This is a genomic window from Mycobacterium sp. NGS66, from assembly GCF_059812225.1.
The window spans coordinates 121,407-148,262 of record NZ_JCALCG010000014.1 but is presented as its reverse complement, the minus strand read 5'-3'; the positions used below and the strand labels follow the sequence as shown (position 1 = coordinate 148,262).

Here is a 26,856-nt window from a genome sequence, read left to right as displayed (position 1 = left end):
AACACTACCGGCGCGCGGTCAGTGCCGGCCGGGTCCGCCCGGTCCGCCGGGTCATGCTCGCGGCATGCGTCGAGCCTTTACTCGACCTTGACCATCTGTTGAATTGTGCTACCGACGATGGCCGATATGAGTACGCTTCCATCGGTGGAGCTGGGGGTTTTGGGGCCTCTCCAGGTCCGGCTTGACGGCTCGCCCGTCATTATCCCGGGCGCGAAACCGCGCGCCATTCTCACGATGCTCGGGCTGCACACCGGTTCGGTGGTTTCGGCAGACACGCTGATCGAGCTGCTCTGGGGTGACAATCCGCCGCGCACCGCCGCCAAGGCCCTGCAAACCCACATCTCCGCGCTGCGCCGCGCTCTTGGCGACGGCTTCGTCTTGACCGAGGGCGCAGGTTGGATTGTGGCCGCGGCCGAGGTGGATGCCACGCGCTACAAATCGGCGGCCAGAACCGGGCGCGATGCCGCAGCCGCCGGTGATCCCGGCCAAGCGGTGGCCCGCTTCGACGAGGCGCTAACCCTGTGGCGCGGCGTTCCCGAACTACCCGACGGCAGTCGGGGCTTGTCCGAAAAGACACGCTGGATCGAAGGGCACGCCGCGTTGGTGGAGGATCGGGCAGACGCACTGCTCGCGACGGGACGTGCCGCGGAAATCATCGGCGATCTCGAGGCGGCGGTCGCCGAGGCGCCACTGCGCGAAAGGCGGTGGGGCCAGCTGATGCTCGCGCTCTACCGGGCCGGGCGGCAGGGCGAGGCACTGGGCGCCTATCAACGCGCGCGTGCGTTACTGGCCGAGGAGTTGGGCGTCGACCCGGGACCGGAGCTGCGGCGGCTGGAAGCCGCGATCGTGGCGCAGGATGCGTCCCTGGATATCCCTGTGGCGCAGAATGTTTCGCCGGTGACGCGGGCGGTGACCTTCCTGCTCACCGACATCGAAGGATCGACCGCCGCGTGGGAGGCGGACCCCGATGCCATGGCCGCAGCCCTGGCACGCCATGACGAGCTCATTGAACAGGTCGTCACATCGCGCGCGGGACGACTGATCAAAACGCGGGGCGAGGGCGATGCGACGTTCTCGGTGTTCGAGCGGCCGTCCGCGGCCGCCGCCGCGGCCATCGAGATGCAAGACGCGATCGCTCACGAGCCGTGGGCATTGCGCGATCCCCTGCGTGTCCGCGTCGCCCTGCATACCGGAGAGGTGGAGCTGCGCGACGGCGACTATTTCGGACGGGCGGTCAACCGAGCCGCGCGCCTGCGGTCGCTGGCCCAAGGCGGGCAGATCCTGTGCTCAGGCGCGACCGCGGAGCTGGTCATCGACTCGCTGCCCGACGACGTCGAACTCACCGACTTGGGGATGCGCCAGCTGAAAAACCTCGCGCGCCCCGAGCACGTATTCGAGCTTCGTCTGCAGGCCGCCGAGGATAGCCCGCAACCGCAGACCCACGCCGACCCGATACAGCGGCCCGGATTCCCAGGGGTACTGGGCGGCCCCGGACCGTTCGTCGGGCGCGGTCACGAGCTCGAACGACTCCTGGATGCATGGCAGGCCGCACTCGCGGGCGGTGTGCGCACCGTGCTGATCGCGGGCGAACCCGGCGTCGGCAAGACACGCCTGGCCGGGGAATGGTCGCAACGGGCGTATGAGCAAGGGGCAGTCGTGCTGTACGGCCGCTGCGACGAGGACCTCGGCGCGCCCTATCAGCCGTTCGCCGAAGCCCTGCGTGCGTTGGTGCCCGGCATGGGTGCCGCCCCGCTGCGCGGATTACGGGGTGTCGAGGCATTACTGCCACTGGTTCCCGGACTGCCCGATGTCGTACCCGATCTGGCCACCCCGGCTCGCGCGGATCCCGACACCGAACGCTATGCACTGTTCGATGCCGTCGTTGCGTTGTTGGAGATCGCGTCCACCAGCGCGCCGATCGTGCTGGTACTCGACGACCTGCACTGGGCAGCCAAACCAACGCTGCTGCTACTGCGGCATCTGCTGCGGTTCGGCGATCGCGCCCGGGTGCAGATCGTGGGCACGTATCGAAGCACTGACCTGGACCGCTCCCACCCATTGGCGGCAATGCTCGCTGACCTGCACCGTGACGGCACGGCCTACCGCCTGAGCCTCAGCGGCCTCGATCAGGACGACGTGACCGCCTACGTCGCCGAGGCCGGCTACGACGATGAGGAACTCGCTCACGCGCTGGCATCGGTCACTGGTGGTAACCCGTTTTTCCTCATCCAGGCCCTGCGTCACGTCGATGAAAGCGGCGGCGTCTGGGATCAGAGCACCCTGCCGCAGGGCGTGCGCGAAGCGGTGAGCCGCCGGCTTTCGCGGCTTCCGGCCGAAACCAACAAAGCGCTTTCCGCGGCCGCGGTTGTGGGCAGCCGGTTTGCCGTGGAACTGGTCGAGCAGGTGGTCGGGAGCGATCTCATCGACGCGTTCGACGAAGCCTGCCAGGCGGGCATCGTCATCGAAGAGGCCGGCGGTCACTACAGGTTCAACCACGCCATCGTGCGCCAGTCGCTGCTGGCCGAATTGGCATCGGTGCGCAGGATGCGCCTGCATCAGCGCATCGCCGCCACACTCGAGACCCAGCCCGGCGCCGACGACGAGCTGCTGGCCGAGCTGGCGCACCATTACTTCGAATGTGCTTGGGCGGGAAACGCGGCCAAGGCCGTCTTCTACTGCCGCCGTGCCGCCGACCAGGCCATGGCGCGACTGGCCTATGAAGGTGCCGCCGACCTCTACGACCATGCCCTGCACGCATTGGAGGAGCTCGACGAGGAGCTGCCCGACCGCGACGACCAAGTCGCCGAACTGTTGATCGCACGTTGCGAGGCGCTGTTGGCCGCGGGAGACGTGACTTCAGCGGCAGGCGCGGTTTCCCAATTGCAGCAGGCGACAGTCGATTCGGCGCGGCTAGCCGCGTGGGCGACATGCTTCGACGGTCAGTTGTCGGTGCTGATCCATCCCGAGCGATTGGACGAAGTCGAGATCGCGCTGGCCGCGGCCGCCGAAAAGCTAGCGGCACTTGACGATCCCGCAGGAGAAGCCAATGCCCATACCGTTCGGGCCACGTGCCTGGGCCGCCTGGGGCGAATCGCCGAATGCGAAGTCGCCCTGGACGATGCACTTACCGCCGCGCGACGGGCGCGTGAATACCGCCGGGTGAACGCGGTTTTGGCGGGCGCGCCGCTGGCGGCGCTGTGGGGACCGAACCCGGTTCCACGCGCGGGCGGGCGGTGCCTTGACGTCGTGCGGCTGCTGCGGATCACGACCGACTCCCCCGCCGTCGAGGCGACGTCGACGCGCTGCCAGGCCGTGCTGGAGGCGTTCCGCGGCCGGGCATCCGCCGCCCGGCGGATGATCGACTCGGCCCGACGGACGGTCACCGAGCTCGGCCTGCGCCATGCCCTATGCGAGGTTGAGCAGTTTGCTGGCATCGTGGAGTTGGTCGCCGACGATCCCGCCGCCGCTGAGCCGCATCTTCGTCAGGCCTACAACGGTTTTCGTCGCATGCGCCTCGACGCCGACACGGCCGAGACCGCAGCGCTGCTGGGCCGTACTTGTCTGGCGCTCGGCCGTGCGGCCGAGGCCGACGAATTGTGTTCGGAGAGTGAGCGTCTCGCTGGGCATGCGTTGAAGGCGTCGATCGCGTGGCGCACGCTGCGGGCAAAGTTGTTGTCGTCTGCCGGGGATCATAGCGAGGCTCGGCGAGTTGCCGAGGCTGCCGTCAAGTTGGCCGAGCGAACCGACGCGTTGGTCGATCACGGCGATGCATGTCTGACGCTGGCAACGGTTTTGGCCGCTGCGAGCGACGATGCAGGTGCACGGTCTGCCGCAGCGCGGGCCGCGGATTTGTACGAGCGGAAAGGCGCTGCGGCACTGGCGGAGAAGGCACGCCGCGTTCTCGGCGAGCCTAAGGCGCCACCAACTCCACGGGAAATGCCGAGCACCGAACCGACCAACGCCTGTGTCCAAGCGGGCGGCCGGTTAATCGACGCGGTCAATCGCGGGGCCTTGGACGAGATAGTCCAGCTGTTTGCCCCGTATGTGTCGGTCGAGAGTCGCAGGAAGGTCGTCGGCTTTCCGCGGCTCCAGCTCCCATCGGACCAGTGGCCACACCAAATGCGACATTTTTTGACGACAGGCTTGGTGCGCTACCAACATGCAGCCGTTGCCGTGCGTGGCGACCGCCTTGCCCTCACCCGCGTGTTGATCGGTACTGCAGACCTGAGTTCCGGGGCGCCGCAAGACGAGCTACTGCATATAGCCGGCCTGGACGAGGAAGGCCGGATCGCGTTACAGGTCTGGTTCGACGTCGAAGACATGGACGCCGCGATGGCCGAGCTCGACGCCGCGTATGCCCGGTTCGAGGAAGAGCAGCCGCGACGGCTTGAGAATACAGCCAGCCGAGTGGAGAAGCGCCTTCACGAATACTTCGCCGACCGCGACTGGAACGCGGCGAGCGCGGTTCTGGCCGATGACATGCTCTATCACGATCGTCGTCGCGTGGCGAATGCCGGTCTTCGACATGGTCGCGACGCCGAAATCGAAAACGCCAGAGTGCTAGCCGATCTGGGAGCCAAAGTGACGTCGAGCGTCATTGCGACCCGCGGGGAGCGCCTGGTCCTCACACAGGCCCGCTTCAGCGGCACCGATCAAGGGCCCGACGCCTTCCACAACTTAATGCTGTCCCTCGTCGAGATTGACTCCGACGAACGGGTGCTGAGCCGTGTCGTATTCGATATAGACGACTTCGACGCCGCCATCGCCGAGATCGAACGGCGTTATCTCACAGGCGAAGCGGCCGCTCACGCGCACACGTGGTCGGTCATCACGGGAACCTACGCATCGCTCAGCCGGCACGAGTTGCCCGCGCTGACACCCGACTGCGTGACTATTGACCATCGCCGGGTTACCGCGTTCGCACCTGGCGAGATGACTGCATATATCCGTGCGGGGTGGGAAATCGACCAGACCATCCACGCCTACGTCGAGGCTGTGCACCAGCTGAGCGATCTCGGAGCAGTTTGCTCGTACGCGGCGCATGGCGTTTCGCGCGAGGGGTTCGATGGAGACTGGCGCGGGGTCAACCTCGCAACGGTTGTCGGCGACATGGTTAACCGCTGCGAGCTCTTCGACGAGGCAGATGTCGACGCCGCGATCGCGAGGTTCGAACAGCTGAGTCGGCCGACGCCGCGGTTGGAGAACGCGGCAAGTCGGGTGTACGAGCGCATAAACACTTACTTCGCGGCCCGGGACTGGGACGCGATGTCAAATAGCTTGGCGCAGAACATGATCGATCACGATCGTCGCCACATGGTGAACGCCGATATGCGACGCGGCCGGGATGCCGAAATCGCCAACATTCAAGCCGTCGCCGAGCTTGGTGCCGAGAAAATCACGTCGACCGTCATCGCTACCCGCGGCGAGCGCCTGGCACTGTGCCGTTCGTGTATCTTCATGCGGGACAACCGCATCGAGTTTCTCAGTGTCGTCGAGATCGATACCGATGAGCGGTTGGCGGTCCATATGGCGTTCGACTTCGACGACTTCGACGCAGCCATAGCCGAGCTCGATGCCCGCTACCTCGCCGGCGAAGCGGCGCCGTCCGCGCGCACATGGGCGGTAATCGCGGAAGGCTTTGCCGCGCTCAATCGGCGCGAACTGCCGCCGACAACGCCAGATTGGGTGAACATCGACCATCGGCGAGTCGCATCCATCGCGCCCGGCGAAATGCCTGCGTTCCTCGATGCCGTATTTGAAATCGCACCCGACGTAAGCCATTACATCGAGGCAGTCCATCGGCTGAACAACCTGGGAGCCGTGATCACCAACGTAGCGCGGGAGAGGTCCGACGAGTGCGGCGAGGCCGAGTGGCGGGTGGCGAATGTCCTCGCGGTCGACGGCGACCTGATCAATCGTTGCGAGGTATTCGACGAGACCGATCTCGACACCGCGATCGCGAGGTTCGAACAGCTCAGCCGGCCGACACCCCGGCTGGAAAACGCCGCAAGCCGCGTCTACGAGCGTTTCTTCCGGCATTTCAACGCCCGCGACTGGGACAAGATAGCCGAGGTTATAGCCGACGATCTCATCGCTGATGATCGCCGTCGGGTGGTGAGCGCGGGAGTCCGATATGGTCGAGACGCCGCGATCTTCGACTTGCGGGCGATAGCTGGCCTTGACATCACGAACGTAGCCACGACCGTCCTCGCCACACGCGGCGAGCGCCTTATCCTAACCCGTCTTCGAGCATCGGGCCGCGACCCCGAGGCATCTCAGGTCGAACTCCTGCACGTCGTCGAGATCGACGCCGAGGAGCGGATGGCATCCGTCGTCGTGTTTGACCTCGACGATTTCGACGCCGCCATCGCGGAACTCGACGCGCGCTACCTGGCTGGCGAAGCGGACGCGCACTCCCACACATGGTCGGTCATCACCGAAGGTTGCGCCGCACTTAATCGCCGCGGGGTATTGCCGACGACTCCGGATTGGGTCAACATCGACCACCGACCTGGGATTGCGTTCGTGTCGGGTGACTTGGCGGCGTACATCCGTACTGCCTGGGACCTCCTCTCCGACGGCGGCATCTACATCGAAACCGTGCATCGGATAAGCGATTTCGGAGGAGTCTTCACCTGGGTGGGCTATGGGACTTCCCAGGAGGACTCCGACGTCGAATTCCGCGGCATCAACGTGCTCACGGTCGAAGGTGACCTCATCAACCGAATCGAGATCTTCGACGAGACAGATCTGGACGCCGCGATCGCCAGGTTCGAAGAGCTCAGCCGACCCACGCCGCGGCTGGAAAACGCGGCAAGTAAAGTGGCTCAACGGTTCTCAACATGCTTCGCCACCCGCGACTGGGACGCCCTGGCTAACATATTGGCCGACGACTATACCGGTGACGATCGCCGTCGGGTGGTGGGCGCCGGAATTCGGCATGGTCGAGACGAGCAGATCGCAGCTATGCAGACGACCGCCGATCTGTGGGTCACCAGCTTTGCGTCGACCGTCATCGCGACCCGCGGGGAGCGCCTTGCCCTCATCCGCGGTCGACTATCCGACCCCGATCAAAGGCCCGAAAAATACCTCACCGAGCTGCTCGCTGTATTCGAAATCGACGCCGAACAGCGGATTGTCGCGCTCGTCTCGTTCGATCCCGACGACATCGGCGCCGCGTTCGAGGAGCTCGAAGCTCGTTACCTCGCCGGCGAAGCGGCGGCTCATGCGCAGTCATGGTCGGTCATAACGAGGGGTTACGCCGAGTTCAACCGACACGAATTCTCGGCACCCGAATGGATGAGCATCGATCATCGACGTGCGAGAGCGTTCATGCCGGGTGAACTGACCGCATACATGCACGCGACGGTGGACCTAGCGCCCAACGTCAGCGTCTACGTCGAAACCGTGCACCGGTTGAGTGACCTCGGTGCCGTCGTCACCCATGTGGTGCGGGGAACCTCGCAGGAAGGCTTCGACGCCGAATGGCGGGAAATCGTCCTGCTCACCATCGAAGGCGAGTTGTTCAACCGCTGTGAGGTGTTCGACGAGGCAGACGTCGAGGCCGCGGTTGCTCGGTTTGACGAACTGGACTCTCAGACACCGCGGCTGGAAAACACGGCAAGCCGTCTGGCCGAGCGCTTCCTACGACTCTTCGAGGCCCGCGACTGGGACGCCATGGCGGAAATATTGTCCGACAACTATTCCAATGACGATCGTCGTCGCGTAATAGGCGCCGGAGTCCGACATGGCCGAGCTGACCAGATCGCGAGTATGCGCCTGCTAGCCGAGGCCGGGGCGAACCTAGCGTTAACGGTGATTGCGACCCGCGGAGAGCGTCTCGCCTTCACCCGGATGCTTTCCTCGAACAGCGACCTGCGGCACGGGGAGTTCGGCATCGAAATGCTCGGCATCGTCGAGGTCGACACCGACGATCGGATCACCACGCAACTCTTGTTCGACCCCGACGACGTCCACGCCGCATTCGAGGACCTCGAGGCGCGATACATCGCCGGCGAAGCGTCTGCTTACTCGCAAACCTGGTCGGTCATTGCGAGAACATTCTCCGGATTGAATTGCCGCGAACTTCCACCGACGGCGCCGGGCTGGGTCAACATCGACCACCGGCGAGTGACAACGACAGCAACGGGTGACCTCGTTCCATCCCTTGGAGCCACCTGGGATCTCATGCCTCACTTCGCCATTCACATCGAAACCGTCCATCGGCTAACCGATTTCGGCGCGGCCTTCACATATGTGGCGCGTGGAACCTCGCAGGACGGTGTCGACGCGGAATGGCGGGAAATCGCGGTGTTGTCGATTGACCGCGATGTCATCAACCGTTGCGAACTCTTCGACGAGTCGGACATCGACTCCGCGCTCGCTCGGTTCGACGAACTGCACCCGCGGCCGCGACTGGAAAACGCGGCGAGCCGGGCGGGTGACCGCTTCTACACGTACTTTCGAGCTCGCAACTGGGCGGCGTTGGCCGAAATCCTCACTGCAGACAGCGTCATTGACGATCGCCACGACGCGGTGACAAGTGCGGGATTCTGGGACGGTCGCGACGCCGTCGTCGCCAACCTGCAGGCCCTCGCCGAAGCGGCGCCCATATCGTGGGACGTAATCGCAACCCGCGGCGAGCGCCTCGCCCTCATGCGTATCTGTTCCCCGAACCGCGACCAGCGTCAGGGAGAATTCAGCATCGAGATGCTCATCGTCGTCGAGATCGGCATCGACGAGCGAATCACCGGCCAGATCTCGTTCGGCATCGACGAAATCGACGCCGCCTTCGAAGAACTCGACGACCGTCACCTCGCCGGCGAGGCCGCCGCCTACGCACAGACATGGTCGGTCATCGCAGGGCTATACGCCGGTTTCAACCGGCACGAACTTCCCGCAACGACGCCGGATTGGACATACTTCGACCACAGGCAGCTCGTAAGGATCAAGGCGAAGGAGCTGTCCGCATCCATCCACGCCCTCTGGGACCAAACGTCGTGCATCAGCATCTATATGGAGTCCGTGCACCGGCTGAGCGAGGTCGGTGCGGTTGTCACCCACACCGCGCGCGGCATTTCGCACGACGACTTCGACGCCGAGTGGCGGATGATCGACGTCTACCGGGTTGAAGGCAATCTAATCAGCCATCTCGAAATGTTCGACGAGACAGACCTCGATGCCGCGCTCGCGAAGTTCGACGAGCTCGAACGGCCGACCTCTGAGCTCTAGAGGCGACAGGAGTCACCCGCGGACGCCCAGCAGTGATTCCTCAACTGAAGAATCTGCAGATCTTCGCCCAAGCCCGATCCGCGGTCGCGTTAGAAACGGCACCCCTAAGATGCGGTATAACGTTGCCCACCAGTCACTCCAGTCACCGGAAAAGGGGGATTGTGTCTTTTGCCCGTCCCAGAGCGATAAATTAGCTTGCGGCGCAACGGGTGTCGCTATCAGGTGGGCACATGGACATACATCCCAAATTCTGTGACCTATGGGATTCATGATGACCACGTTCACTTGCGCACCAGGAAAGTGGCGATATTGCAGACTCGAACTCGATATCGCGGGTGGTATCACGTTGCGAAATGACTTGCCCTGCATCGTAGGGACTGGCGTGGCTAATGTGACTGGGGCGTCGCGAGAGTGCGAAAATGCACACCCACACCGGCGCGTCTCGGTACATTTGCGCACGCTCGTGGCGGCGTCGAGGCGTTACCTACCCAAGCACCGAGCTGTAGTAAACCGTGTCGGCCATCGACACCGAGTCGTGCGTCTGCGGTAATGCCTCAAAACCGTTCTCCGCCAATAATTGGCTCATCGGCGTGCCGACCGACCGCCATCCCAAGCCATCCAGATAGTCGGCGACGTCCTTGCGCTCGCCCTCGAAACCGAGTTCTTCCCAATCCAATTCGAAGCCATGCTCGCGCCACCTGGCAGTCGCCCTGCGCATCATCTCGCGCGCTTGTTCGGTGTCTCGCTGCGGCCTATTCGGAATCGCTTCGACCGCAAGCCGACTGCCCTCGGCACTGAGCGCGGTGATGTTGTCCATCAGCCGGTCCTGAGCTTCCGGCGGCAGATACCCCAGCAGCCCCTCAGCGATCCACGCCGTCGGCCGATCCGTGGCCAATCCGGCCCGCCGAAGTGCCGTCGGCCAGTCCTGACGGAGATCGATTGCGACCGTGTGCAATTCGGCTTTCGGGGCGGCGCCCAGATCTTCTAGGGTGGTGGTCTTGAACGCGATCACTTCAGGCTGGTCGATCTCGAATACCGTCATACCGGTCGGCCAGTCCAACCGGTAGGCGCGGGCATCCAGACCAGAGGCCAGGATCACGGCCTGACGAATTCCGGCCCGGCTCGCATCCTGGAAGAACGAGTCGAAAAAGCGGGTGCGGGCGGCCATCGCCGCGGGCATGTGCTCGAGCTTCCAGCCGGACTCGTCGTCATCGACGTCAGCGGCGCGTAGGTCGCCGGCCACCCATCGCGTGAAGAAGTCCACACCGACCGCACGCACCAACGGTTCCGCGAAGTGATCATTGATCACCGCATTAGCCGCCTTGGTCGCGATCGCGCGAGCGGCGGCCACCATCGTCGCGGTCGCGCCCACGCTGGTCGCCAGGTCCCAGCTGTCATTGTCTGTGCGAGGCACCGTTACTTCTCCAATGTCGTAGTCGAGGGATATTTAGCCAGTTTAACACTTAGCCCATTTAACCACCTGAGGGACGGGATGCCGATCGGTCGCGAGGGTGCGCTGTTGTACGCCGACACGCCGTGAAGCGGGTACAACTACGCACGCTCGCCGCCGGTACGTGCGAAATCGGTGACCGCCGCCGGCAAAAATGTCCCTATGCCGCGTTCGTTCGAGATATTGGCCGAATCCCTCGCGAGCGTCGAACAACTTCATGCGGCGTTCCGGCGCGAAGACTATTGGCTGGCCTGCATCGCGGGCGGCGACGCCAACGCTCCGGTAACCCTGGATTCGCTGATCGTCGACGACGACGGAACGGTGTCGGTGCGCTCCACCCAGCACGTGGGTCGTCAGCTACTACCCGCAGCGGTTGCAAGATTCGTCCCCGGGGATCTGAAAATCGTGAACTGCGAGACGTGGCGATCGGTTGGCGACGGCCAGGTGCGCGGGCAGACCAGCATCTCGGCGCCCGCCGGGCTGGGATCAGGTCACGCGGACGTCTTGATGACGCCCGCCCGCAACGGTTCCCGATTGCGTTACGCCGTACGAGTGGAGGTCAAGATCCCGCTGGTGGGCGCCAAGTTCGAAAAGGCCATCGGAGCTAGTTTGACCAAAAGCATCCCTGCCGGGCTGCAATTCGCCGACGCCTGGATCGCAGAACATGCATGAGCGCGACGACGCCACAACTTCAACCGCTGTATCTGCTGGCTGACAGCCAGCTGCTGTTCTGGAAGCGGCAGGACCGGCTGCTGCTCGAGGCAGCCCTGGATGGATTGGTTCGAAACCGACCACCCAGCGCGGCCTACATCGGTGCCTCCAATGGCGATCGCCCCGAGTTCTACGAAATCTTCGAGGCGGCGATGGACGCAGTGGGAATCACCGACCGCCGCATGATCGACTCGTCGTTCGGACCAGACGACCGGATCTTCCTGGCGCGGGCCGACCTGATCGTCCTTGCCGGCGGCGATGTCCGTCTCGGATGGAACACATTCGAGAAAACCGGCATGAAGGATGTGATCCTCGATCGGCACGCCCGAGGGGCAATTGTGGTGGGCGTATCCGCGGGGGCAATCCAGCTGGGACGCTACGGGATCGTCGAGACGCCCCAATCCCCCGCGGCTGAGCTGCTCGATGTTTTCCAGCTGGTCCCCATGGTGGTCGACACGCATGACGAGCGAGCCGAGTGGGCGCGGCTGACGGAAACAATCCAATTCCTGCAGGGGGCGGCCACCGGTCTCGGGATTCCAACGGGAGGCGGGGTCATCGTGCACCCGGATGCCACCGTCGAGCCGCTGCGGCGTTCTGCACACGAATTCCGCTTCGACGGGACTCGCGTAACGCACTCACTGTTGTACTCCGATGAGGGCAAATGACCGGTCTGGCGACACCATTTACTCAGCCAGCTATGGGCGACCGGCCGTTTTGGGTCGGTCCCCTACGACATCACCGATAAAACAGCGACATGACCGATAAACCTGACTTTTAGCTCACCACAGTGGCGAGTCTCACAGTACGCTTAGATCCCGACGTCTCCTCAAAAACGGGATGAGGTCTTCGGGAATGGTCATTAGCAGACCGGATCGGCGGCCATGGGCGGTCGGGTTGGGCGACCGACATCCGTGGGTCGCGGTGGCGTTCGGAGTTCCCCTGACGGTGCTCGGCCTGGCCGGGGTGGCCACTAACCCGGCGGTGTTCGTACCGCTGCTGGTGCTCGCCGGTTTTGCGCTGGTCGCCGTTGATTTCTACGCATGCCAACGAAGAGAAGCGAAGCAACGCACCCAACTCGCGGCAGCCACCCCGAAGCCAGCCCCGCGACGGATTCCGGAGCAACCGCGTCCCAAGCCGGCGCCGACGCAGGTCAAGTTGAAGCCAGCGCCACTGGAGTTGGAAGCGGAGGCGCGGGCGCGGGCGGAGGCCGCCGAAGCCCAAGCCCAGGCCGCCAAAGCCGAAGCGCTGGCCGCCGAAGCCCGGGCGCGGGCGGAGGCCGCCGAAGCCCAAGCGCTGGCCGCCGAAGCCGAAGCGCTGGCGGCCGAAGCCGAAGCCCTGGCCGCCGAGGCCCGGGCGCAAGCACAAGCGGCCGCGGCCGAAGCCTTGGCCGCCGAACCCGAAGCGCTGGCCGCCGAAGCGCGCGCGAAAGCCGAAGCCGCCGAAGCCGAAGCCTTGGCGGCCGAGGCGCGGGCACGGGGCCAGGCACGCGCGGAAGCCGCTGAGACCGAAGCGCTGGCCGCCCAGGCGAGGGCGGAAGCCGAAGCCGCCGAAGCCGAAGCACTGGCCGCCGAGGCGCGCGCGCAAGCGGAAGCCGCCGAGGCACAAGCCCAGGCCGCCGAGGCGCGCAGGCAAGTACAAGCCGCCGAAGCTCAAGCGCGCGCCGCCGAGGCGCAGGCGCAAGCAGAAGCGGCCGAAGCTCAAGCGCGGGCTGCTGAGGCGCGGGAACGCGCCCGGGCCCGGACCGAAGCCGCCGAAGCTGAAGCCCTGGCCGCCCAGGCGAGGGCGGAGGCCGAAGCCGCAGAGGCTGAAGCGCGGGCTGCCGAAGTATGGGCGGGCGCTGAAGCTGCGGAAGCTCAAGCCCTGGCGGCCGAGGCCCGCGCGCGGGCAATCCGGCTACGGCGTGAGGCGGAAGCCAAGACGGCGCGGCGCGCCCAAGAGGACCGCCCCAAGGGGGACTAACCGCCTGTTAGGCGACTCCTACACGCGCAGAACGGAACTCAGCGCCGACAGCGGAATATGTGCCTGCACGGTGCCACCATCCATGAACCACTGCAGCGCTCCCGGGGTGAAATCAATGGGCTCGTCGTGTCCCACGGGATAGTCGGGCATGTAGAGGATCAATTCGTCAGGAGTCAGCGCCCACGCCCGGTACGCACCGGAATAGACCTTGTCCGGCGTCCAGCGATCAACGACGAACGGGTAGGTGCCCGGGTCATGTGGTGGCGGAGCCTGATTGAGTGCCGTTTGGACGAACGGCTCAGCTAACGGCGGGATGGCGGTGAGCGGATTGCCGTTCGTCAAATCTGCTAGCTGCACTCTCCTGCCGCTTGCCATGTCGAACGTGAAGGTGCGGTAGGCGTTATTGGGCTTGGGCCCGTCGGCGTGGTAGTCCTCATGAAAGACGACGCTGAGCAAGTTGCCGTGTCGGAAAACCTCGTAGTTCTCCTCGCCGTAGCTGTCAGCGGCCATGTGCGCGTTGGCGTTTCGCCAGTTGCCCACCAGGGTGCGCAGGTAGTCGCGGACGACCGGACCCGTGGTCGGGTTGTCGACGAGGTCGGCGGGAACGGCGACTTTGATGTCGCGGACGGCATTGCGTTCGGAAGTCACCGTGGTGTGGCAGTACTGGCCGTCCCAACCGCCGCCAAGCTCGCCGCAGAATGACTCGGACGATGCCTGGGCGCTGGCCGTGTGGGCCACCCCCGATATCCCAGCCGCCACGAGCAACACCGCGATGGTGATGAATCGTCTGATCACTGGTGGCTCCGAATGGCTTAGAGCAGTTGGACTTTGCTTGCGCGCCAGCGGCCGTCGACCTTCTCCATCGTCATCTTGATCCGGCTGCGATCGATACGCGGATCGGGCGCCGCCATGTTGGTCACGGTCTGGTCGATAAACACCAGCACCATCACCTTGCCGGTGGACGCGGAGGCAATCGCCGAGTCGACCACCACCCCGTGGGCCGTGGCCTTGTTGTCGATCAACAGTTGCCGGAGCTGCACGCTGGAATGGGTGTACATGTCTTTGAATTCACCGGTCGCGCCGTCGAGCACCTGCCGGAAGTTCTCGTCGACGTTGTTGGAGTCGATGCTGGTCAACACTTGCGCGTACTTGATTGCCGCTTGTTGGGCCTGCTGGCCCGCCACCTTGACCTGATGCTCTTGCCACTGTTTCCAGCCCAGAAAGCCGGAGACGGCAAGGGACACAACCAGTAACAGCGGCAGCACACTGCGGCGCACATACTTTCGCCAGGGCCGCCGGCCGCGTTTGGTCTTCTCGGACTTGTTGGCGCGCTTGCCCAATAGCGGTCCGTCATCCTCGTCATCGGTGTCGGCGGCCTCGGTGTCGGTGGTGTCCGTTTCGGTGGACTCCGTGGCCTCGGCGTCTTCGCTTGCAACGTCTGGCTTTTCGGTGTCAGCTTCGACGGACTTCTCGGTCGTGGTGGTCATGGTCATCTCCTCGGCGTGGATGTGTTGGGCTCAGTGCGGCGGCTCGATGGGCAGCACCGGCCCGCCGTAGGGCGTGGGAATGGTGAAGCGGCCCTTGGGTGTTGGATCGGTTCTCCTTCCCAGGTCCGCGCCTGGTGGCGGACCGGCGGTGTCATCGCCGCCTGGCCGGGGCGCATTCTTTGCTCCCCGGATCCCGACCCCTGGGTCGTCGTCGCGGCAATAGGTGTACATGAACGGCTCGTAGTAGTCGGCCGACGACGGCGGATGCGTCGGTGTTCCGTAGTCGCACGCGTAGCGGGGGTACAGGTCGGCCGTCGCCCACACGCCATGGTCGTGAAAAGCGCTGGCCACGGCGTCCAGTACCGACCCGCGGTAGTCGGGGAACAGCGCATTGAGGGCCGGCACCCGCAAATAGAGCAGCTGGGAGGTGGTCGCCAGACTGCCCAGCAGCTGCACCATGGTTTCGGAGTTGTCGGTGAACAGGTTGTCGACGGCTCTCAGTGTCTGCGGTGTCTGTCCGGTGAGGCGCCGATATCCGGCCTGCATTCGGGCTATACCGGCCAGCGTTCGATTGAGCCCGACGGTCGCCGCCGCAAGGCCGGCATTCTTATCGGCCGCCAGCGTCAGCACGACGCGGCTGGTCTTGATGATGCTGGTGGTTTGGGGCAGCACCGAGTCGAGCGCGGAAAGCAGCATGGTGCCGCCGTCGACAATGGCGGCCAGCTTGGCCGGTCCCTCCTTGCTCAGGCTCAGTTCCTTTTTGATCAGCTCGATCTTGCCCGGATCGACCTGCGCCAGCAGCCCGTCGGCGTCGCCGAGCAATTGCGCCAGACTCACTGGGACGGTGGTTCGGTCGAGCCCGATGAAACTGCCGTCGTGCAGGTAGGGTCCGGCGTCGGATGCCGCTTCGAAGTCGATGTACTGCTCGCCGGCCGGAGACAGAGCGGAGACGTGCACTACGGCGTTCGCCGGGATCCGCACCTTCGAGGTGATGCTGGCGATGGCGTTGACGCCGCGGTCGGTGATCTGCAGCGACTCAACCCGCCCGACGCGCACACCGCGTAGCGCGACGTCCTGATTGGGCAGCAGCCCACCAGATTCCGCCAACTGCACAGTGACTCGATAGGACGACGCGAACGGGGTCACCCGCAGCGCACCGATGAGCAAGTACGCGGTAGCAACTACCAGGGTGAGCACGAGGCCGGCCACCGACAGCCAGACTTGGCGGCGGTGGCACGCCCGCACCACCCGGACAATGGCGCTGGCGGTGGACTCGATCACGGCGGTGGTCCTGGCGACAGCAGGCCCGGCAGTTGTGGCGCCGGGGGGGGCCTGTGCGGGCGGGGCTCCAGCCGGCGGCGGACCGATGATAAGCCCGCCGGGCACCTTCGGATCGGGCATCACCGGCACCTGCACCGAGTTCGGCCCGCGCCCGACAACTCGTTCTTGCAGCCGCCACAGCGTGTACTTCAGGGAGCCGACGAGCTCATTCCAGGTGTATCTGCTGGGTCCGTGCAACCCTCGGTCACCGGGAAATCCGATGTCCGGTATCGAGCCGAGGATTAGTTGGTCCACACCCACATTCACCGAAATCGAGTTGCCCGCAGTCGATTTGATCAATGCCGGAATCAGCCGGTTCAAGGCCAGCCAGCTGGTATCCGGACTGACCACGACATCGTTGGCTGCGCCGGCAATCGCATTGAGGTCGCGGATAATGCTGCGGCCGCTGGTGTCGGTGCCCCCCAGCGATGGGAACCTGGCCAGCAACCGGCTGGTCTCGCCGACTTGTACGACGAGATTGGAAAGTTCCGTCGTGTTGGCGGCCAAGGCATCGGTGGCGGGGTTGGCGGCCGCCATCAGCTCGCTCAGGCTCTGGTTCTTGGCGTCGAGTTGCGCACTGAGGCGGGACAATTCGGTCAATGCGTTCGAGATCTGCGCGGACCTGGAGTCCAGCGTTCCCAGCAGCTGATTGGACTTGCGGACCAGGTCCCCGAACGCCTGGCCCTGGTCGCCGGTGGCCTTGCCGAAACCGTTGATGATGTTGGTGAAATTGCGCACCGCGCCGCCGTTCACCAGGATCGCGGCCGAGCTCAGCACCGACTCCACCGTGGCGGCCGACGCCGTCGAGTCCAACCCGATGGTGTCGCCGTCCTTCAGCATCGGTGCGCCCGGGTCCGGTTGGGCGGGTGGGCGTACCGACACGAACACGTCGCCAAGCGGGGTAGCGGTGCGCAGTTCGGCGGTGCTGCCCTTGGGCAGCAGCACACCGTCGCGGATGCGCAGCGTGGTGACGGCCGTGTAGTTGCGGGCGATCATCGACTCGACCTGGCCGACGTCGGCGCCGGCGAGCTTCACCTTGGCATTCATCGGCAAATTGAGCGCGTTGCCGAACACCGCGGTCAGCTGGTAGCCACCCGAACCCAGACCCGGGGCCGGAAGGGGAAGGCTGGCAAGGCCGTTCGTGGCACATCCGGAGCTCAACAGCGCCGCGGCGGCGATCGCGGCAGCGGCTCTCCCCCGTGCGCCTATCACTTTTGTCCCATCGCTGCCAGGCCATCCAGCACATACGTCAACCCGAAGTCGGGACCGAAGTCCTGGATGGTCCCGGTGCTGCACCCGAGTTGCCGAAGACCCATCAGGTTGCAGACTTCTTTGGTCAACTGGCTGTCGAAGATCATTCGGTCGGTGAGGAAGTGCGCGCGCACCGCGCCATTCTCCCGGTCGATCATGTTGTAGGCGTTGTCCGCCAAAAGTGGAGCCAGGTCAAGCGTTTCGGCGAGTTCGCGCCGTTGGTCGGCAAGCACCTGGACCGTGGTGTTGCCTTTGAGCAGGGCCTGCCTGATCGCTTCGCGATTGGCGTCGACGAGGTCGCCGGCCCGCTGGACCAGTTGGTCGAGTTTCTTTCCGGTACTGCCGCTACCGATGTCCTCGTCGGCCAGAATTTGGCTGACCTGGTGGATGGTCGAGGCGAATTCACGCAGCTTGGCGTCGTTGGTGGCGGCAGCCTCAAACAGCGAACTGATATTCCTGACGATCGTGGTGATCTGTTCGCGGGTCTGCGCACCGCCGTCGCTGCTCAGCCGCAGCGCTTTGGACAGCTCGTCGAGTGCTCCCTTGATCTTGGCGCCGTTGCCGTTGACGACTTCGGCGCCCCCGTTGATGACGTCGGCGATGGGTCCGCCACCGTGTCCGTCGCCTTCCAGTGACTTGGTCACCTTGTCGAGAACGGCTAGCACGCGGCTGAATTCGATGGGGGTCTTGGTGCGGATCAAGCCGATCGTGTCGTGGTTCTCCAGTACCGGCCCGCCGTGGTAGGGCGGTGTGAGCTCGATGTGCCGGTCGGTGAGGATTGACGTCGACACGGTGACGGCTTGCGCGTTCGCCGGGACCTTGACGTTGCGATCCACGGTGAACGTGACTTCGACGTAGCCACCGCGGGGGTTGATCTTGGTCACTTTGCCGACCGGCATGCCCAACACGGACACCGCGTTGCCTTCGTATAGGCCTGAGGCGCTGTCGAATTGGGCCGTCACCGTGATCGGCTGCGAGCCGGAGTCCAGATACCACCAGCCCGCGCCGATCACCGCGGCCACCAACGCCACGACGGCGACGACCGTTACTATCCGGCCTCTCATTTGCAGTCCTTGAAGTACGGGATCATCCCGAATTGCTGGGCGCGGCCGCTGATTGCGCACATCCACGAATCGATGAGCAGGGCGTTGGGGGCGTTGAAGCTGACCGCGTTGGCGTCACCGGTCAGGTTGGCGCCTTCCCGTAGGAAGATGGGAGTGATCTGCAGCAGATTGCGCAGCAGGTCGTCATGGTGAGACATCAAGTCGCTGAACTCGCGCACGTCTTTGAGCAACGCGTCGATACCCGACCGGTCGCTGATCACGAGCTGGTTCATCGTGTCCACCAGGCTGGTAAGGGATTGCATCATGGCGTGGAACACGGCACGCCGTGCGACGAAGTGGGCCAACAGGTCTTGCGCCTGGTTGACGACGTTGCCGATGTTGGATTGCTGGCGGCGCAATGTGTTGGTCACCTGCTCGGTGCTCTTGAGCAGCTGACCCAGTTGGTCGCGGCGTTGCGCGATGATCGACGACAGCGAGTTGATGTTCGCCATGGCCTGCGGCACAACCGCGGGCAGCTTTTCGAGTTGCTTGCCAAGTACGGCAAGCGATTGGGCGAACTGGTCGGAGTCGACTTGCTCGAAAGTGGTTGTGGCGTCCTTCAATGCGTCCTGAAGGTCGTAGGGAACCTCGGTGTGCGTCAGTTCAAAGGTGTTGCGCGGCAAGGAGCCTGGCCCGTTGGGCTCGATGGCGAGGTAACGCGAGCCGAGGATGGTGGTGACCTTGATCGAGGCCTTGGAATCCTTGCCCAAGACGATATTGTCGCGAATCTTCAGACCGGCCTCGACGTGGTCACCGGCGAGCTTCATGCTGGTGACGGTGCCGACCGGTATGCCGGCTATCGTGATCGGATTTCCGGCTCGCAGGGATGCCGCCTGCAAAAACTCCGCGGTGTAATGCCGATACCCGACACCGAGCATGTGGACCAGCAGCATGGAGCCGATCACCACCGCGACCACCGCGGCGGCGATAAAGCCGAGCCAGGTCATGTTGTAGCTTTCGAGCGGACGCTTCCGCAGGCGCTCAAGGCGAAGCCGCATAGGGGAATCAGTCATCGAGGTCACCCACCGCCGGTGTTCCTGCATCGCGGAGTGTGCCACGCCTTGTTCCCCGGCGTCGCCGCGTTGACGATGATCGGCACCACGTCATTGAGACCCGGGAAGAAACCGAAGATGTTGACGTCGCACAGATAGGCATTGCCGTAGGCGCCTTGGTTGGCGATGCGGACGAGCCCCTTCAGCAGCAGCGGAATGTTGTCGCCGAAGAAGGCCACCTGGGGTTCGACCTCGAGCAGGTGCCGCGTGACACCGGGCTTGCGGCGGATGAATTCACGAAGCGCCGGGTAGTCTTCCGAGGCGGCCGCCGACAGGTGCGTCATCAGCCGCGACAATGTGCCCACTGAGGTAACCAGCTCTGGACGTCGCTGGTCTAGGGCGGCAACCACATCACGCGTCTGGGTGAGGACACCGTCGAGATTGTCATTCTGTGCGGCCAGGTTGACGACCACCCGGTTCAGATTCGTGATGACATCACCGAGCGCCTGGTCCCTGCCGGCGAATGTCTCTGTGAGCGTGGATGTTTGGCTGACCAGGGTGGCAAGAGATGAGGTGTCGCCCTGCAGTGACTCGATGACGCCCTTGGTGAGGTTGTCCGCGTCACGCGGGTTCAGCAGGCTGAACAGCGGCTCGTATCCGTTGAGCAGGGCCGTGACGTCGAACGACTGTTCCGTACGATCCAGGGGGATGACGCCGCCCGGCGCGAGTTGGTCGGGGCTGCCGTCCTTGCCCAACGACAGGCCCAGGTAGCGCTGCCCGACGATGTTCTGGTAGATCACCGAGGCGACGGTATTGCCGAACAGGTGCTGTTCGGTCTGCACCACGAAGGAGACTTTCGCGAGTTTGCCCTGGAGGTCGATTTTTTCGACCCGGCCCACGCGAACCCCGGCCATCCGTACATCGTCGCCCTCGCGAAGCCCGTACACATCGCTGAACACCGCCGAGTACGAAGCCGTCTGCCCGGCAACGTCACGCCGCAGGCTCACGTACACCAGCCAGGTGAGAGTTATGGCGACGACCATGAAAAGTGTCAGGCCGATAAGCGGGCCGCGGAATCTCATCTGGGCACCCCGGGCGAGGGCGAGCGCACCAGCGACACCGTCGTGCCGCGGGCGACCGGTCCCAGCAGCAACTCGGTGGCAGCCGTGGCAGGCCTACCGGTGATGACGCTCAACATGTTTCGCTCATACTCGCTGCCGACGGGCCCGACGTTGCCGCCGAAGGACGACGTCCGGATCGATCCCGCTGCGGGAGGCCCGAGCAGTGGCGGCGGCGGCGCCACCCCCCGTGCCGGCGGCCCCGGGTTCGGATTGTCGGGGTTGGCGCTGTGCGGTACCGGCGGCGACGGGGTGTGGAACGGCGGCAGCGGAGGACTGGGGTCTTGCAGGTTGGGCGGTCCGTTGATCAGCGGCGGACCCACGGCGACCAAATTGCCGTCGGGACCAATGATGGTTCCCGGCGGCGGCGCCAGATCCTTGGGCGGCCGATAGTTCTGTGGGAGAAGCACTTCCGGTAGGTCAGGTTTGTTGGGAATCAGCGGCGCGGTGAAACAGCTCGGTCCCTTCAGCTCGCCGTAACGAGGGCAGTCGGCGCGGGTGTAAGCATACGTTTGGGTGAACGAAATCCTGGCGCGCATGTTGCCGACGCCGTTCTCCGGCATCCAGACTTCCTCCATGAACTTGTTGGCCAAGTTGTCCAGTTTGGTGACAGCCGGCACGAAGTTGTTGGACTTCATCGCCAGCACACCTAATACCGGGGTGAGGTCGGCCGAGATCCTGATCAGCTGGTCCATGTGGTTGGAAAAGGATTGGTGCGTGATGCCCACCGTGTAGTCGGCGCCGGAGAGCAGCTCGGCCAATTGTCCGCGCGTCTCGGCGAAGGTCTGCATCGGCACGACGGCCTGATGCAGGGCGTCGACGAGGTCTGGAGCGGTTGCCTGCAGCCCCCGTGTCGCGTCGACGAGCGCCGAAACTGTGGACGGTCCGGCGTCGGTGCTGACAATCGAATTGAGTTGATCGATAAGGCGATTGAGTTGCGCTCCGCTGGTCAGCAGCGCGGCGCGGCGATGATCGGTGGCGGCGGCGAGCGCGGCCAAAATCCCCACCGACCTGTCTTCGCGGCCACGCCCGGCGGCGGCCAGCAGATCGCGCAGCTTGCTGACGGTGGTCTGGAACAGCACCGTCGGCAACTGCCTGTCTTCCCGGATGTGCGCACCCGCACTGATGGTCACACCGGGCCCATTACCGACCAGCTGCACTGACGACACCGCGAACACATTGCTGGGCACCACTCGAGCGGTCACGGCCGCCGGAATCGACTTGGCGTACTCGGGTTTCAGATCGATGTGGACGTAGTTGGGTTTTCCGTTGGTGGCCGGTACGACGCTGCTGACCATGCCGACGAGCACCCCGTGATACTTGACGTCCGATTTCTGCGGCAGGCCGTCACCGACGTTGACCAGATCGGCGACCACCCGCACGTAATCGTTGAGCCGGCCGGTCGACTTGACCAACAGACCGCCGGTGAGCAGGGCCGCTACCAATGCGACCGCCACCCCGTAGCCCAGCAGCTGTCGGTCAGAAGGGCCGCGCCCGTCGGTGTCGTAGGAATTCGGCATGTGCTAGCCACCGAACCTTGCGCCGGCGTCGACGCCCCACAGCGCCATGGTCAGCAGCATGTTCACCATGATCACGACGGTGATGCTGGCCCGCATGCCATGCCCCGCAGCCACTCCGACGCCCTCGGGACCTCCGCTCGCGTAATAGCCGTAGTAGCACTGGATGGTCGAGGCGATCCATACGAAAATGACTGCCTTGAACAAGGAATAGACGATGTCCTTGCCCGCCAGCATCAGCGTGAAGTAGTGCAGGTAGGACCCGGTGGAGCCGCCGCTGCTGATACCCACGACCACCTGAGTGGTCAGGTAGCCGATCGCCAGGCAGGCGGCATACAGCGGGACCGTCGCGACAACCGAGGCAACCAGCCTGGTAGTCACCAGAAACGGAATCGGCCTAATAGCAATCGATTCCATGGCGTCGATCTCTTCGGCGATGCGCATCGACCCCAGTTGCGCGGTGAACCGGCAGCCGCCTTGCATGGCGAACGCGAGCGAGGCCATGAGTGGGGCCAGCTCGCGGGTGTTGACCAACGACGACACGAAGCCGGTCGCAGGCCCCAGGCCGAGCAGGTCGAGGAAGTTGTAACCTTCGATGCCGACCAGCGCGCCGACGGTCATGCCCAATACCACTGCGACACCGGCGGTTCCGCCACCCACCACGATGGAACCGTTACCCCAGGTGATGTTGGACAGCAGCCGCAAGAATTCGTGGTGGTATTGGCGCAACGCGATCGGTACGGCGACCAAGGCCCGCACGAAGAAGACCAGCATGTGGCCTAATCGAGTGATCGGCCTCGCGGTTCTGCGATACAGCTGAACCAGTCGTGTCGTGATCGGCGACAACGGCAGGTAGGCGGACGCGGCCACGGCTATAGCCCCGTCCTGGGCACCAGCATGATGTAGAGCTGGCTGATGGCCACGTTGACGACCATCAGCAGCAGGATCGCCTCGACGACGGCGGCGTTCACCGAATTCGCCACACCGGTCGGTCCGCCCTTGGTGGACAAGCCTTTTTGGGCCGACACCACCGCCACGATGGCACCGAAGACGATCGCCTTGAGCAGCGCCAGGATCATGTCGTCGGTCGTGGCGAACGACGCGAACGTCGCGACGAAGCTGCCCGGTGCGCCGTTTTGGAAGTACACGTTGAACATGTAGCTCGCGAAAAATCCGACAAAGCACACGACTCCGGTGAGCGCGACGCCGATCATGATCGCGGCCGCGAACCGCGGGACCACCAGACGGCGGATCACCGATACGCCCATCACCTCCATGGCGTCGGTTTCTTCACGCATGGTCCGCGAACCGAGGTCGGCGGTGATCGCCGACCCGACGGCCGATGCCATCAGGACCGCGGCAACCAGCGAGGCGCCCTGACGAATGACCGCGAGTCCGCTGGCCGCGCCGGCCAGTGAGGTGGCACCGACCTGTCCGGCCAGCAGCGCGAACTGGATCGACAACGTGACGCTGATCGGTAACGACACCAGGATCGTCGGCAACACGGCCGTCCCGGCCATGAACGCACCCTGCCGAACGAACTCCTGCCATTGGAATCGCCCGGTCACCAGATCGAAGAAGAAGTACTGAACGGTGCGCACACCCAAGACGAACTGCTCGCCGACGGTCGTCAGGGAGGCCACCGGGTGGCGTCTGACGTACCCGACCGACCACTCCTGGATAGCGGTGACGCCGGCTTCTTGCGCGGTCACGTCACGACCGGTGATTGACCGAGCAAACGGAAATCGTCAGTCATCACGCACCAACAGCCGCATCCATCGGCGCTCTCCCCACCCCTAATTCCTGAGGGCCGAGCAGGAAAATGGGGCGCGTCGACAGCTATGTTGGCTAAAATAGCAATGTCAGGCACCGCAATTCCGCAGCTCATCCGGTCGCGGTAACACGCTAGCCTACTTGATAGGCACTTTCAATAGTGTAGTGTGACTCTCCTGCGAGCGTCGCCGCACGGCACGACTTCGTCGTAATGCGGGATTGATGAGGGCGAGGACATGTCGTCAGCAAATAGCGGTTCGTTGCGGGACCGACGGCGCGCCGAGTTGCTTTCCGAGATCGAGCACACCGCGCACAAACTTTTTGCCGAACGCGGATTTGCTGCCGTTACCACCGAGGACATCGCCGCGGCCACCGGAATCTCGATCAGTACGTACTTTCGGCACGCTCCCACAAAAGAAGGTCTGCTGCTGAATCCCGTACATGAGGCAATCAGCGAGATCGTCACCACCTATAGTGAGCGGCCCGCGGACGAATCGGCCGTCGAAGCGCTGATTCAGCTTTTCGTCACCCACGCCGAAGACGCCAGTCAGACGAATGTGGACACTTGGTACCAAGCGGTTTCGACCGCCCCCCATCTCTTGAGCAAATCATCGCTGGTGCGCAAGGAGGACGAGCGCCAATTCGTCGAGCACGTCGCTTGTCGCATGGGCGTGGATCCGTCGACCGACATCCGTCCCGCGCTACTGGTTCATATCAGCATGGCCGCGGTCAAATTCGTACTTGACCGATGGCTTGCCCCGGATGGCGTTGCCAGCACTCCGTTTCACGTCCAGTTGGAAGAAGCGCTTCGCATCGCCCTTGCGGGATTCGAGTAGTTTCGGGCGAGATCAGGCATTGCGACATAAAGTGCTGCCGCACAACCTCTTATGTGAAATATCAGCGCCGCCGTTTCGGCTGGTCCCAACCGTCACTTTAATAACCGCAGCGCAAGATGTGTCCTTTTGCCCGGCTCTGAGCGACACTTGGTCTGGCGCGCAATGCTTCTCAAATCGGGAAACTCATCGGGGGTGTCATGGGCCTGCTTGACGACAACGTCGCGTTCGTCGCCGGACTACCGAAAGCAGAGTTACACGTGCACCTCGAGGGCACCCTCGAGCCGTCACTGCTGCTGACGTTGGCCGCGCGCAACGCTATTCCGGTGCCGTGGAACTCGGTGGAGGAACTTCGTCGCGAGTACAACTTCCAGAATCTGGAGCACTTCTTACGTCTGCTGTTCCGCGGCGCCGGTGTGCTGCGGCAGCGCCGCGACTTTTACGAATTGACCTATGCGTACTTGCAGCGCGCCCACCACGACGGGGTGATTCGGGCCGAGATGTTTTTCGGAGCGCAGACGTTTCTTGATGCCGGGGTGCCCCTCGACGTTCAGTTGAACGGGATATGGGAGGCCATTGAGCACGCCCGAGACGAGTTGGGAATCGATGGTGCGCTGGTCCTCACCGCTCAGCGTCACCGCTCCGAAAGTGCCGCAGTTGAACTCGTCGAGTTGGCCCGTCCTTGGCACGAGCGAATTCTGGGCTTCGGGCTGAGCGGCGCCGAAAGGAACAATCCGCCATCGAAGTTCGCGAACTACTTCGCGATGTGCCGCGGACTGGGGCTGCGCACGATGATTCACGCTGGCGAGGACGGCCCGGCCAGTTACGTGCGGGAGGCCCTTGATGTGTGTCATCCGGACCGCGTTGACCACGGGGTTGCTGCTGCCCTTGATCCAGATTTGGTGCAGCGGCTTGCTCAAGAGCGCGTTCCGCTGACAATGTGCCCGCTGTCGAACCAAAAGCTAGGTGTAACACCGGATCTCGCGAAGCACCCGTTGGCTCAGTTGCAACGAGCGGGCGTTCTGGTCACCGTCAACTCCGACGATCCGCCCTACTTTGGCGGCTACCTCAATGACAACTATGGCGCGATCGCCGATGCCCTCGCACTATCGGCGTCGGAAATCACCGACCTGGTTCGAAATAGCTTCCTGGCGTCCTTCGCCGAGCCGGCCGACATCGCCGAGGCTCTGAACAGAGTCGGGGATATGCCGAACAATGATGCATGACACCCACAGAACAGTCGTAGTGTTTCCTTGTGATTGTCATTCCGCCGATCGTGGTTACCGCCGGATCGGATTGCTGGTTCTACCGCAGCGAAGACGAAGCCGTTGCGGTGGGTACTCCCCAGGGCGCCAAGGTATTCGACGGCACCGGGCAACGCCTTCGATGGGCCGACAACAGGTTCATGGTCCTTGCCGGTGACCGTGACGGTGGTGACGAGTTGCGCGCGATCCTCAGTGACTGGCTTTGCCACAGGGACGCGATCCGATGGTCGATCGCCGATTGGGACCTGTCGATGATGTTGCGCTGCGCGATCGAGCATCAGGGTTTTTCGTGATGCGAGCGGCCAAGTGTGATGCTTTGGCGCGATTGAGGTCATCTGCCGCGTCACTCGACAGGAACGGCGGCCATCGCGAAATCGCCGTCATAGTTCCGGTATTCGGCCGCGTGAAGGTAGACGAACACCTAACGCATTCACAGGTTCTGCTGAGATCCTTCTTAATTGGAAGCGGGTAGCCATTCCCCATGAGAAACATCGTCGGCATAGCCACTTCATCGCTAATATTGACCAGCGGTTTAGGACTGGCGGGTCTGGGGAGCGCAGCAGGTGCGGAAGCTCAGCCCATCGCTCCACCGCCGACTTATCATTGGTGCCCTGGTGAATGGTGGGATCCCGGCTGGGGTGACAACTGGGACTGGGGCCGTTGCCACGACGACTTTTACCGCGACGGTGACCCGCGCGACCTAGGACACTGGCGTGGCAATGGCGAGCGCGACCACTGGCAGGGCGGCCCTCCGGGCGGTCACCGCTGACCGTCAGCGTCCCAGCAATGCTTGGAATAACCAAAACGACGCGCTCAGCGCCAGATCCGCTGCAGCAGGACGCTGCT

At 64.0% G+C, this 26,856-nt stretch carries 18 protein-coding genes and 1 pseudogene; 8 read left to right on the top strand and 11 right to left on the bottom strand.

Annotation, left to right across the window (positions count from 1 at the left end):
• Window positions 1-126: 126 nt before the first annotated feature.
• Window positions 127-9,231 (top strand): BTAD domain-containing putative transcriptional regulator, encoded by a 9,105-nt coding sequence (locus tag AC5Y2L_RS22775; RefSeq protein ID WP_499944677.1) that lies wholly within the window; start codon window positions 127-129, stop codon window positions 9,229-9,231.
• A gap of 484 nt (window positions 9,232-9,715) precedes the next feature.
• Here AC5Y2L_RS22775 and AC5Y2L_RS22770 read toward each other — a convergent pair whose 3' ends face one another.
• The gene (locus AC5Y2L_RS22770) at window positions 9,716-10,645 is read right to left on the bottom strand and encodes an SAM-dependent methyltransferase (protein WP_499932067.1); all 930 of its coding nucleotides are present in this window, start codon (window positions 10,643-10,645) and stop codon (window positions 9,716-9,718) included.
• 198 nt (window positions 10,646-10,843) lie between these two features.
• Between AC5Y2L_RS22770 and AC5Y2L_RS22765 the strand changes: the two genes are divergently transcribed.
• The 3 genes from AC5Y2L_RS22765 (at window position 10,844) to AC5Y2L_RS22755 (ending at window position 13,351) form a co-directional block, all read left to right on the top strand.
• Complete coding sequence (locus AC5Y2L_RS22765) at window positions 10,844-11,353, top strand: DUF2505 domain-containing protein (RefSeq protein WP_499932069.1); 510 nt, start codon at window positions 10,844-10,846, stop codon at window positions 11,351-11,353.
• Window positions 11,350-12,057 (top strand): Type 1 glutamine amidotransferase-like domain-containing protein, encoded by a 708-nt coding sequence (locus AC5Y2L_RS22760; protein WP_499932071.1) that lies wholly within the window; start codon window positions 11,350-11,352, stop codon window positions 12,055-12,057. The genes AC5Y2L_RS22765 and AC5Y2L_RS22760 overlap by 4 nt, the downstream gene beginning before the upstream one ends.
• Before the next feature lie 187 nt (window positions 12,058-12,244).
• Window positions 12,245-13,351 (top strand): hypothetical protein, encoded by a 1,107-nt coding sequence (locus tag AC5Y2L_RS22755; RefSeq protein WP_499932073.1) that lies wholly within the window; start codon window positions 12,245-12,247, stop codon window positions 13,349-13,351.
• Window positions 13,352-13,369: 18 nt separating this feature from the next.
• Here the strand turns inward: AC5Y2L_RS22755 and AC5Y2L_RS22750 are convergent, their stop codons facing one another.
• From AC5Y2L_RS22750 to AC5Y2L_RS22705, 10 genes and pseudogenes are all read right to left on the bottom strand, one after another.
• On the bottom strand, window positions 13,370-14,146 hold the full coding sequence (locus AC5Y2L_RS22750; protein WP_499932075.1) for a mannan-binding family protein: 777 nt from the start codon (window positions 14,144-14,146) through the stop codon (window positions 13,370-13,372).
• 17 nt (window positions 14,147-14,163) lie between these two features.
• Entirely contained in the window at window positions 14,164-14,838 is a 675-nt protein-coding gene (locus AC5Y2L_RS22745) for an Rv1363c family protein (protein WP_499932077.1), read from the bottom strand.
• 30 nt (window positions 14,839-14,868) lie between these two features.
• Window positions 14,869-16,119, bottom strand: coding sequence for an MlaD family protein (locus tag AC5Y2L_RS22740; RefSeq protein WP_499932079.1), 1,251 nt, complete (start codon window positions 16,117-16,119; stop codon window positions 14,869-14,871).
• Between the two features lie 45 nt (window positions 16,120-16,164).
• Window positions 16,165-17,370: pseudogene (locus AC5Y2L_RS22735) on the bottom strand (MlaD family protein); the annotation flags it as partial.
• Window positions 17,367-18,473, bottom strand: coding sequence for an MCE family protein (locus AC5Y2L_RS22730; protein WP_499932083.1), 1,107 nt, complete (start codon window positions 18,471-18,473; stop codon window positions 17,367-17,369). The pseudogene AC5Y2L_RS22735 and the gene AC5Y2L_RS22730, both read right to left, overlap by 4 nt.
• Window positions 18,470-19,510: an MlaD family protein gene (locus AC5Y2L_RS22725; RefSeq protein WP_499932421.1), complete on the bottom strand. Its 1,041-nt coding sequence runs from the start codon at window positions 19,508-19,510 to the stop codon at window positions 18,470-18,472. Before AC5Y2L_RS22725 ends, AC5Y2L_RS22730 begins: the two co-directional genes overlap by 4 nt.
• Window positions 19,511-19,530: 20 nt before the next feature.
• Window positions 19,531-20,586, bottom strand: a complete 1,056-nt coding sequence (locus AC5Y2L_RS22720; protein WP_499932085.1) for an MCE family protein — start codon at window positions 20,584-20,586, stop codon at window positions 19,531-19,533.
• Window positions 20,583-22,142: an MlaD family protein gene (locus AC5Y2L_RS22715; protein WP_499932087.1), complete on the bottom strand. Its 1,560-nt coding sequence runs from the start codon at window positions 22,140-22,142 to the stop codon at window positions 20,583-20,585. The genes AC5Y2L_RS22720 and AC5Y2L_RS22715 overlap by 4 nt, the downstream gene beginning before the upstream one ends.
• 3 nt (window positions 22,143-22,145) lie before the next feature.
• The gene (locus tag AC5Y2L_RS22710; protein ID WP_499932089.1) at window positions 22,146-23,009 is read right to left on the bottom strand and encodes an MlaE family ABC transporter permease; all 864 of its coding nucleotides are present in this window, start codon (window positions 23,007-23,009) and stop codon (window positions 22,146-22,148) included.
• 2 nt (window positions 23,010-23,011) lie between these two features.
• Window positions 23,012-23,851 carry an MlaE family ABC transporter permease gene (locus AC5Y2L_RS22705; protein ID WP_499932092.1) on the bottom strand — a complete coding sequence of 280 codons (840 nt, stop codon included), beginning with the start codon at window positions 23,849-23,851 and terminating at the stop codon, window positions 23,012-23,014.
• A 297-nt stretch (window positions 23,852-24,148) separates the two neighbouring features.
• Between AC5Y2L_RS22705 and AC5Y2L_RS22700 the strand changes: the two genes are divergently transcribed.
• The 4 genes from AC5Y2L_RS22700 to AC5Y2L_RS22685 all read left to right on the top strand — a co-directional run bounded on the left by AC5Y2L_RS22700 (window position 24,149) and on the right by AC5Y2L_RS22685 (window position 26,779).
• A complete protein-coding gene (locus tag AC5Y2L_RS22700; protein ID WP_499932094.1) occupies window positions 24,149-24,748 on the top strand; it encodes a TetR/AcrR family transcriptional regulator in 600 nt (199 codons plus the stop codon).
• Between the two features lie 197 nt (window positions 24,749-24,945).
• Window positions 24,946-25,971 (top strand): adenosine deaminase, encoded by a 1,026-nt coding sequence (locus AC5Y2L_RS22695; RefSeq protein ID WP_499932096.1) that lies wholly within the window; start codon window positions 24,946-24,948, stop codon window positions 25,969-25,971.
• Window positions 25,972-26,000: 29 nt separating this feature from the next.
• On the top strand, window positions 26,001-26,303 hold the full coding sequence (locus AC5Y2L_RS22690; protein WP_499932098.1) for a hypothetical protein: 303 nt from the start codon (window positions 26,001-26,003) through the stop codon (window positions 26,301-26,303).
• A 188-nt stretch (window positions 26,304-26,491) separates the two neighbouring features.
• On the top strand, window positions 26,492-26,779 hold the full coding sequence (locus AC5Y2L_RS22685; protein WP_499932100.1) for an Mtp family mycobacterial-type pilin: 288 nt from the start codon (window positions 26,492-26,494) through the stop codon (window positions 26,777-26,779).
• Window positions 26,780-26,856 lie beyond the last annotated feature (77 nt).

Excerpts from the sequence above, each read along its gene's own strand:
- AC5Y2L_RS22755 (WP_499932073.1), top strand. The coding sequence starts at position 12,245 with ATGGTCATTAGCAGACCGGATCGGCGGCCATGGGCGGTCGGGTTGGGC.
- AC5Y2L_RS22760 (WP_499932071.1), top strand. The coding sequence starts at position 11,350 with ATGAGCGCGACGACGCCACAACTTCAACCGCTGTATCTGCTGGCTGAC.
- AC5Y2L_RS22715 (WP_499932087.1), bottom strand. The coding sequence starts at position 22,142 with ATGCCGAATTCCTACGACACCGACGGGCGCGGCCCTTCTGACCGACAG.
- AC5Y2L_RS22720 (WP_499932085.1), bottom strand. The coding sequence starts at position 20,586 with ATGAGATTCCGCGGCCCGCTTATCGGCCTGACACTTTTCATGGTCGTC.
- AC5Y2L_RS22765 (WP_499932069.1), top strand. The coding sequence starts at position 10,844 with ATGCCGCGTTCGTTCGAGATATTGGCCGAATCCCTCGCGAGCGTCGAA.
- AC5Y2L_RS22730 (WP_499932083.1), bottom strand. The coding sequence starts at position 18,473 with ATGAGAGGCCGGATAGTAACGGTCGTCGCCGTCGTGGCGTTGGTGGCC.
- AC5Y2L_RS22695 (WP_499932096.1), top strand. The coding sequence starts at position 24,946 with ATGGGCCTGCTTGACGACAACGTCGCGTTCGTCGCCGGACTACCGAAA.
- AC5Y2L_RS22775 (WP_499944677.1), top strand. The coding sequence starts at position 127 with ATGAGTACGCTTCCATCGGTGGAGCTGGGGGTTTTGGGGCCTCTCCAG.
- AC5Y2L_RS22745 (WP_499932077.1), bottom strand. The coding sequence starts at position 14,838 with ATGACCACCACGACCGAGAAGTCCGTCGAAGCTGACACCGAAAAGCCA.
- AC5Y2L_RS22700 (WP_499932094.1), top strand. The coding sequence starts at position 24,149 with ATGTCGTCAGCAAATAGCGGTTCGTTGCGGGACCGACGGCGCGCCGAG.
- AC5Y2L_RS22685 (WP_499932100.1), top strand. The coding sequence starts at position 26,492 with ATGAGAAACATCGTCGGCATAGCCACTTCATCGCTAATATTGACCAGC.
- AC5Y2L_RS22725 (WP_499932421.1), bottom strand. The coding sequence starts at position 19,510 with ATGCGGCTTCGCCTTGAGCGCCTGCGGAAGCGTCCGCTCGAAAGCTAC.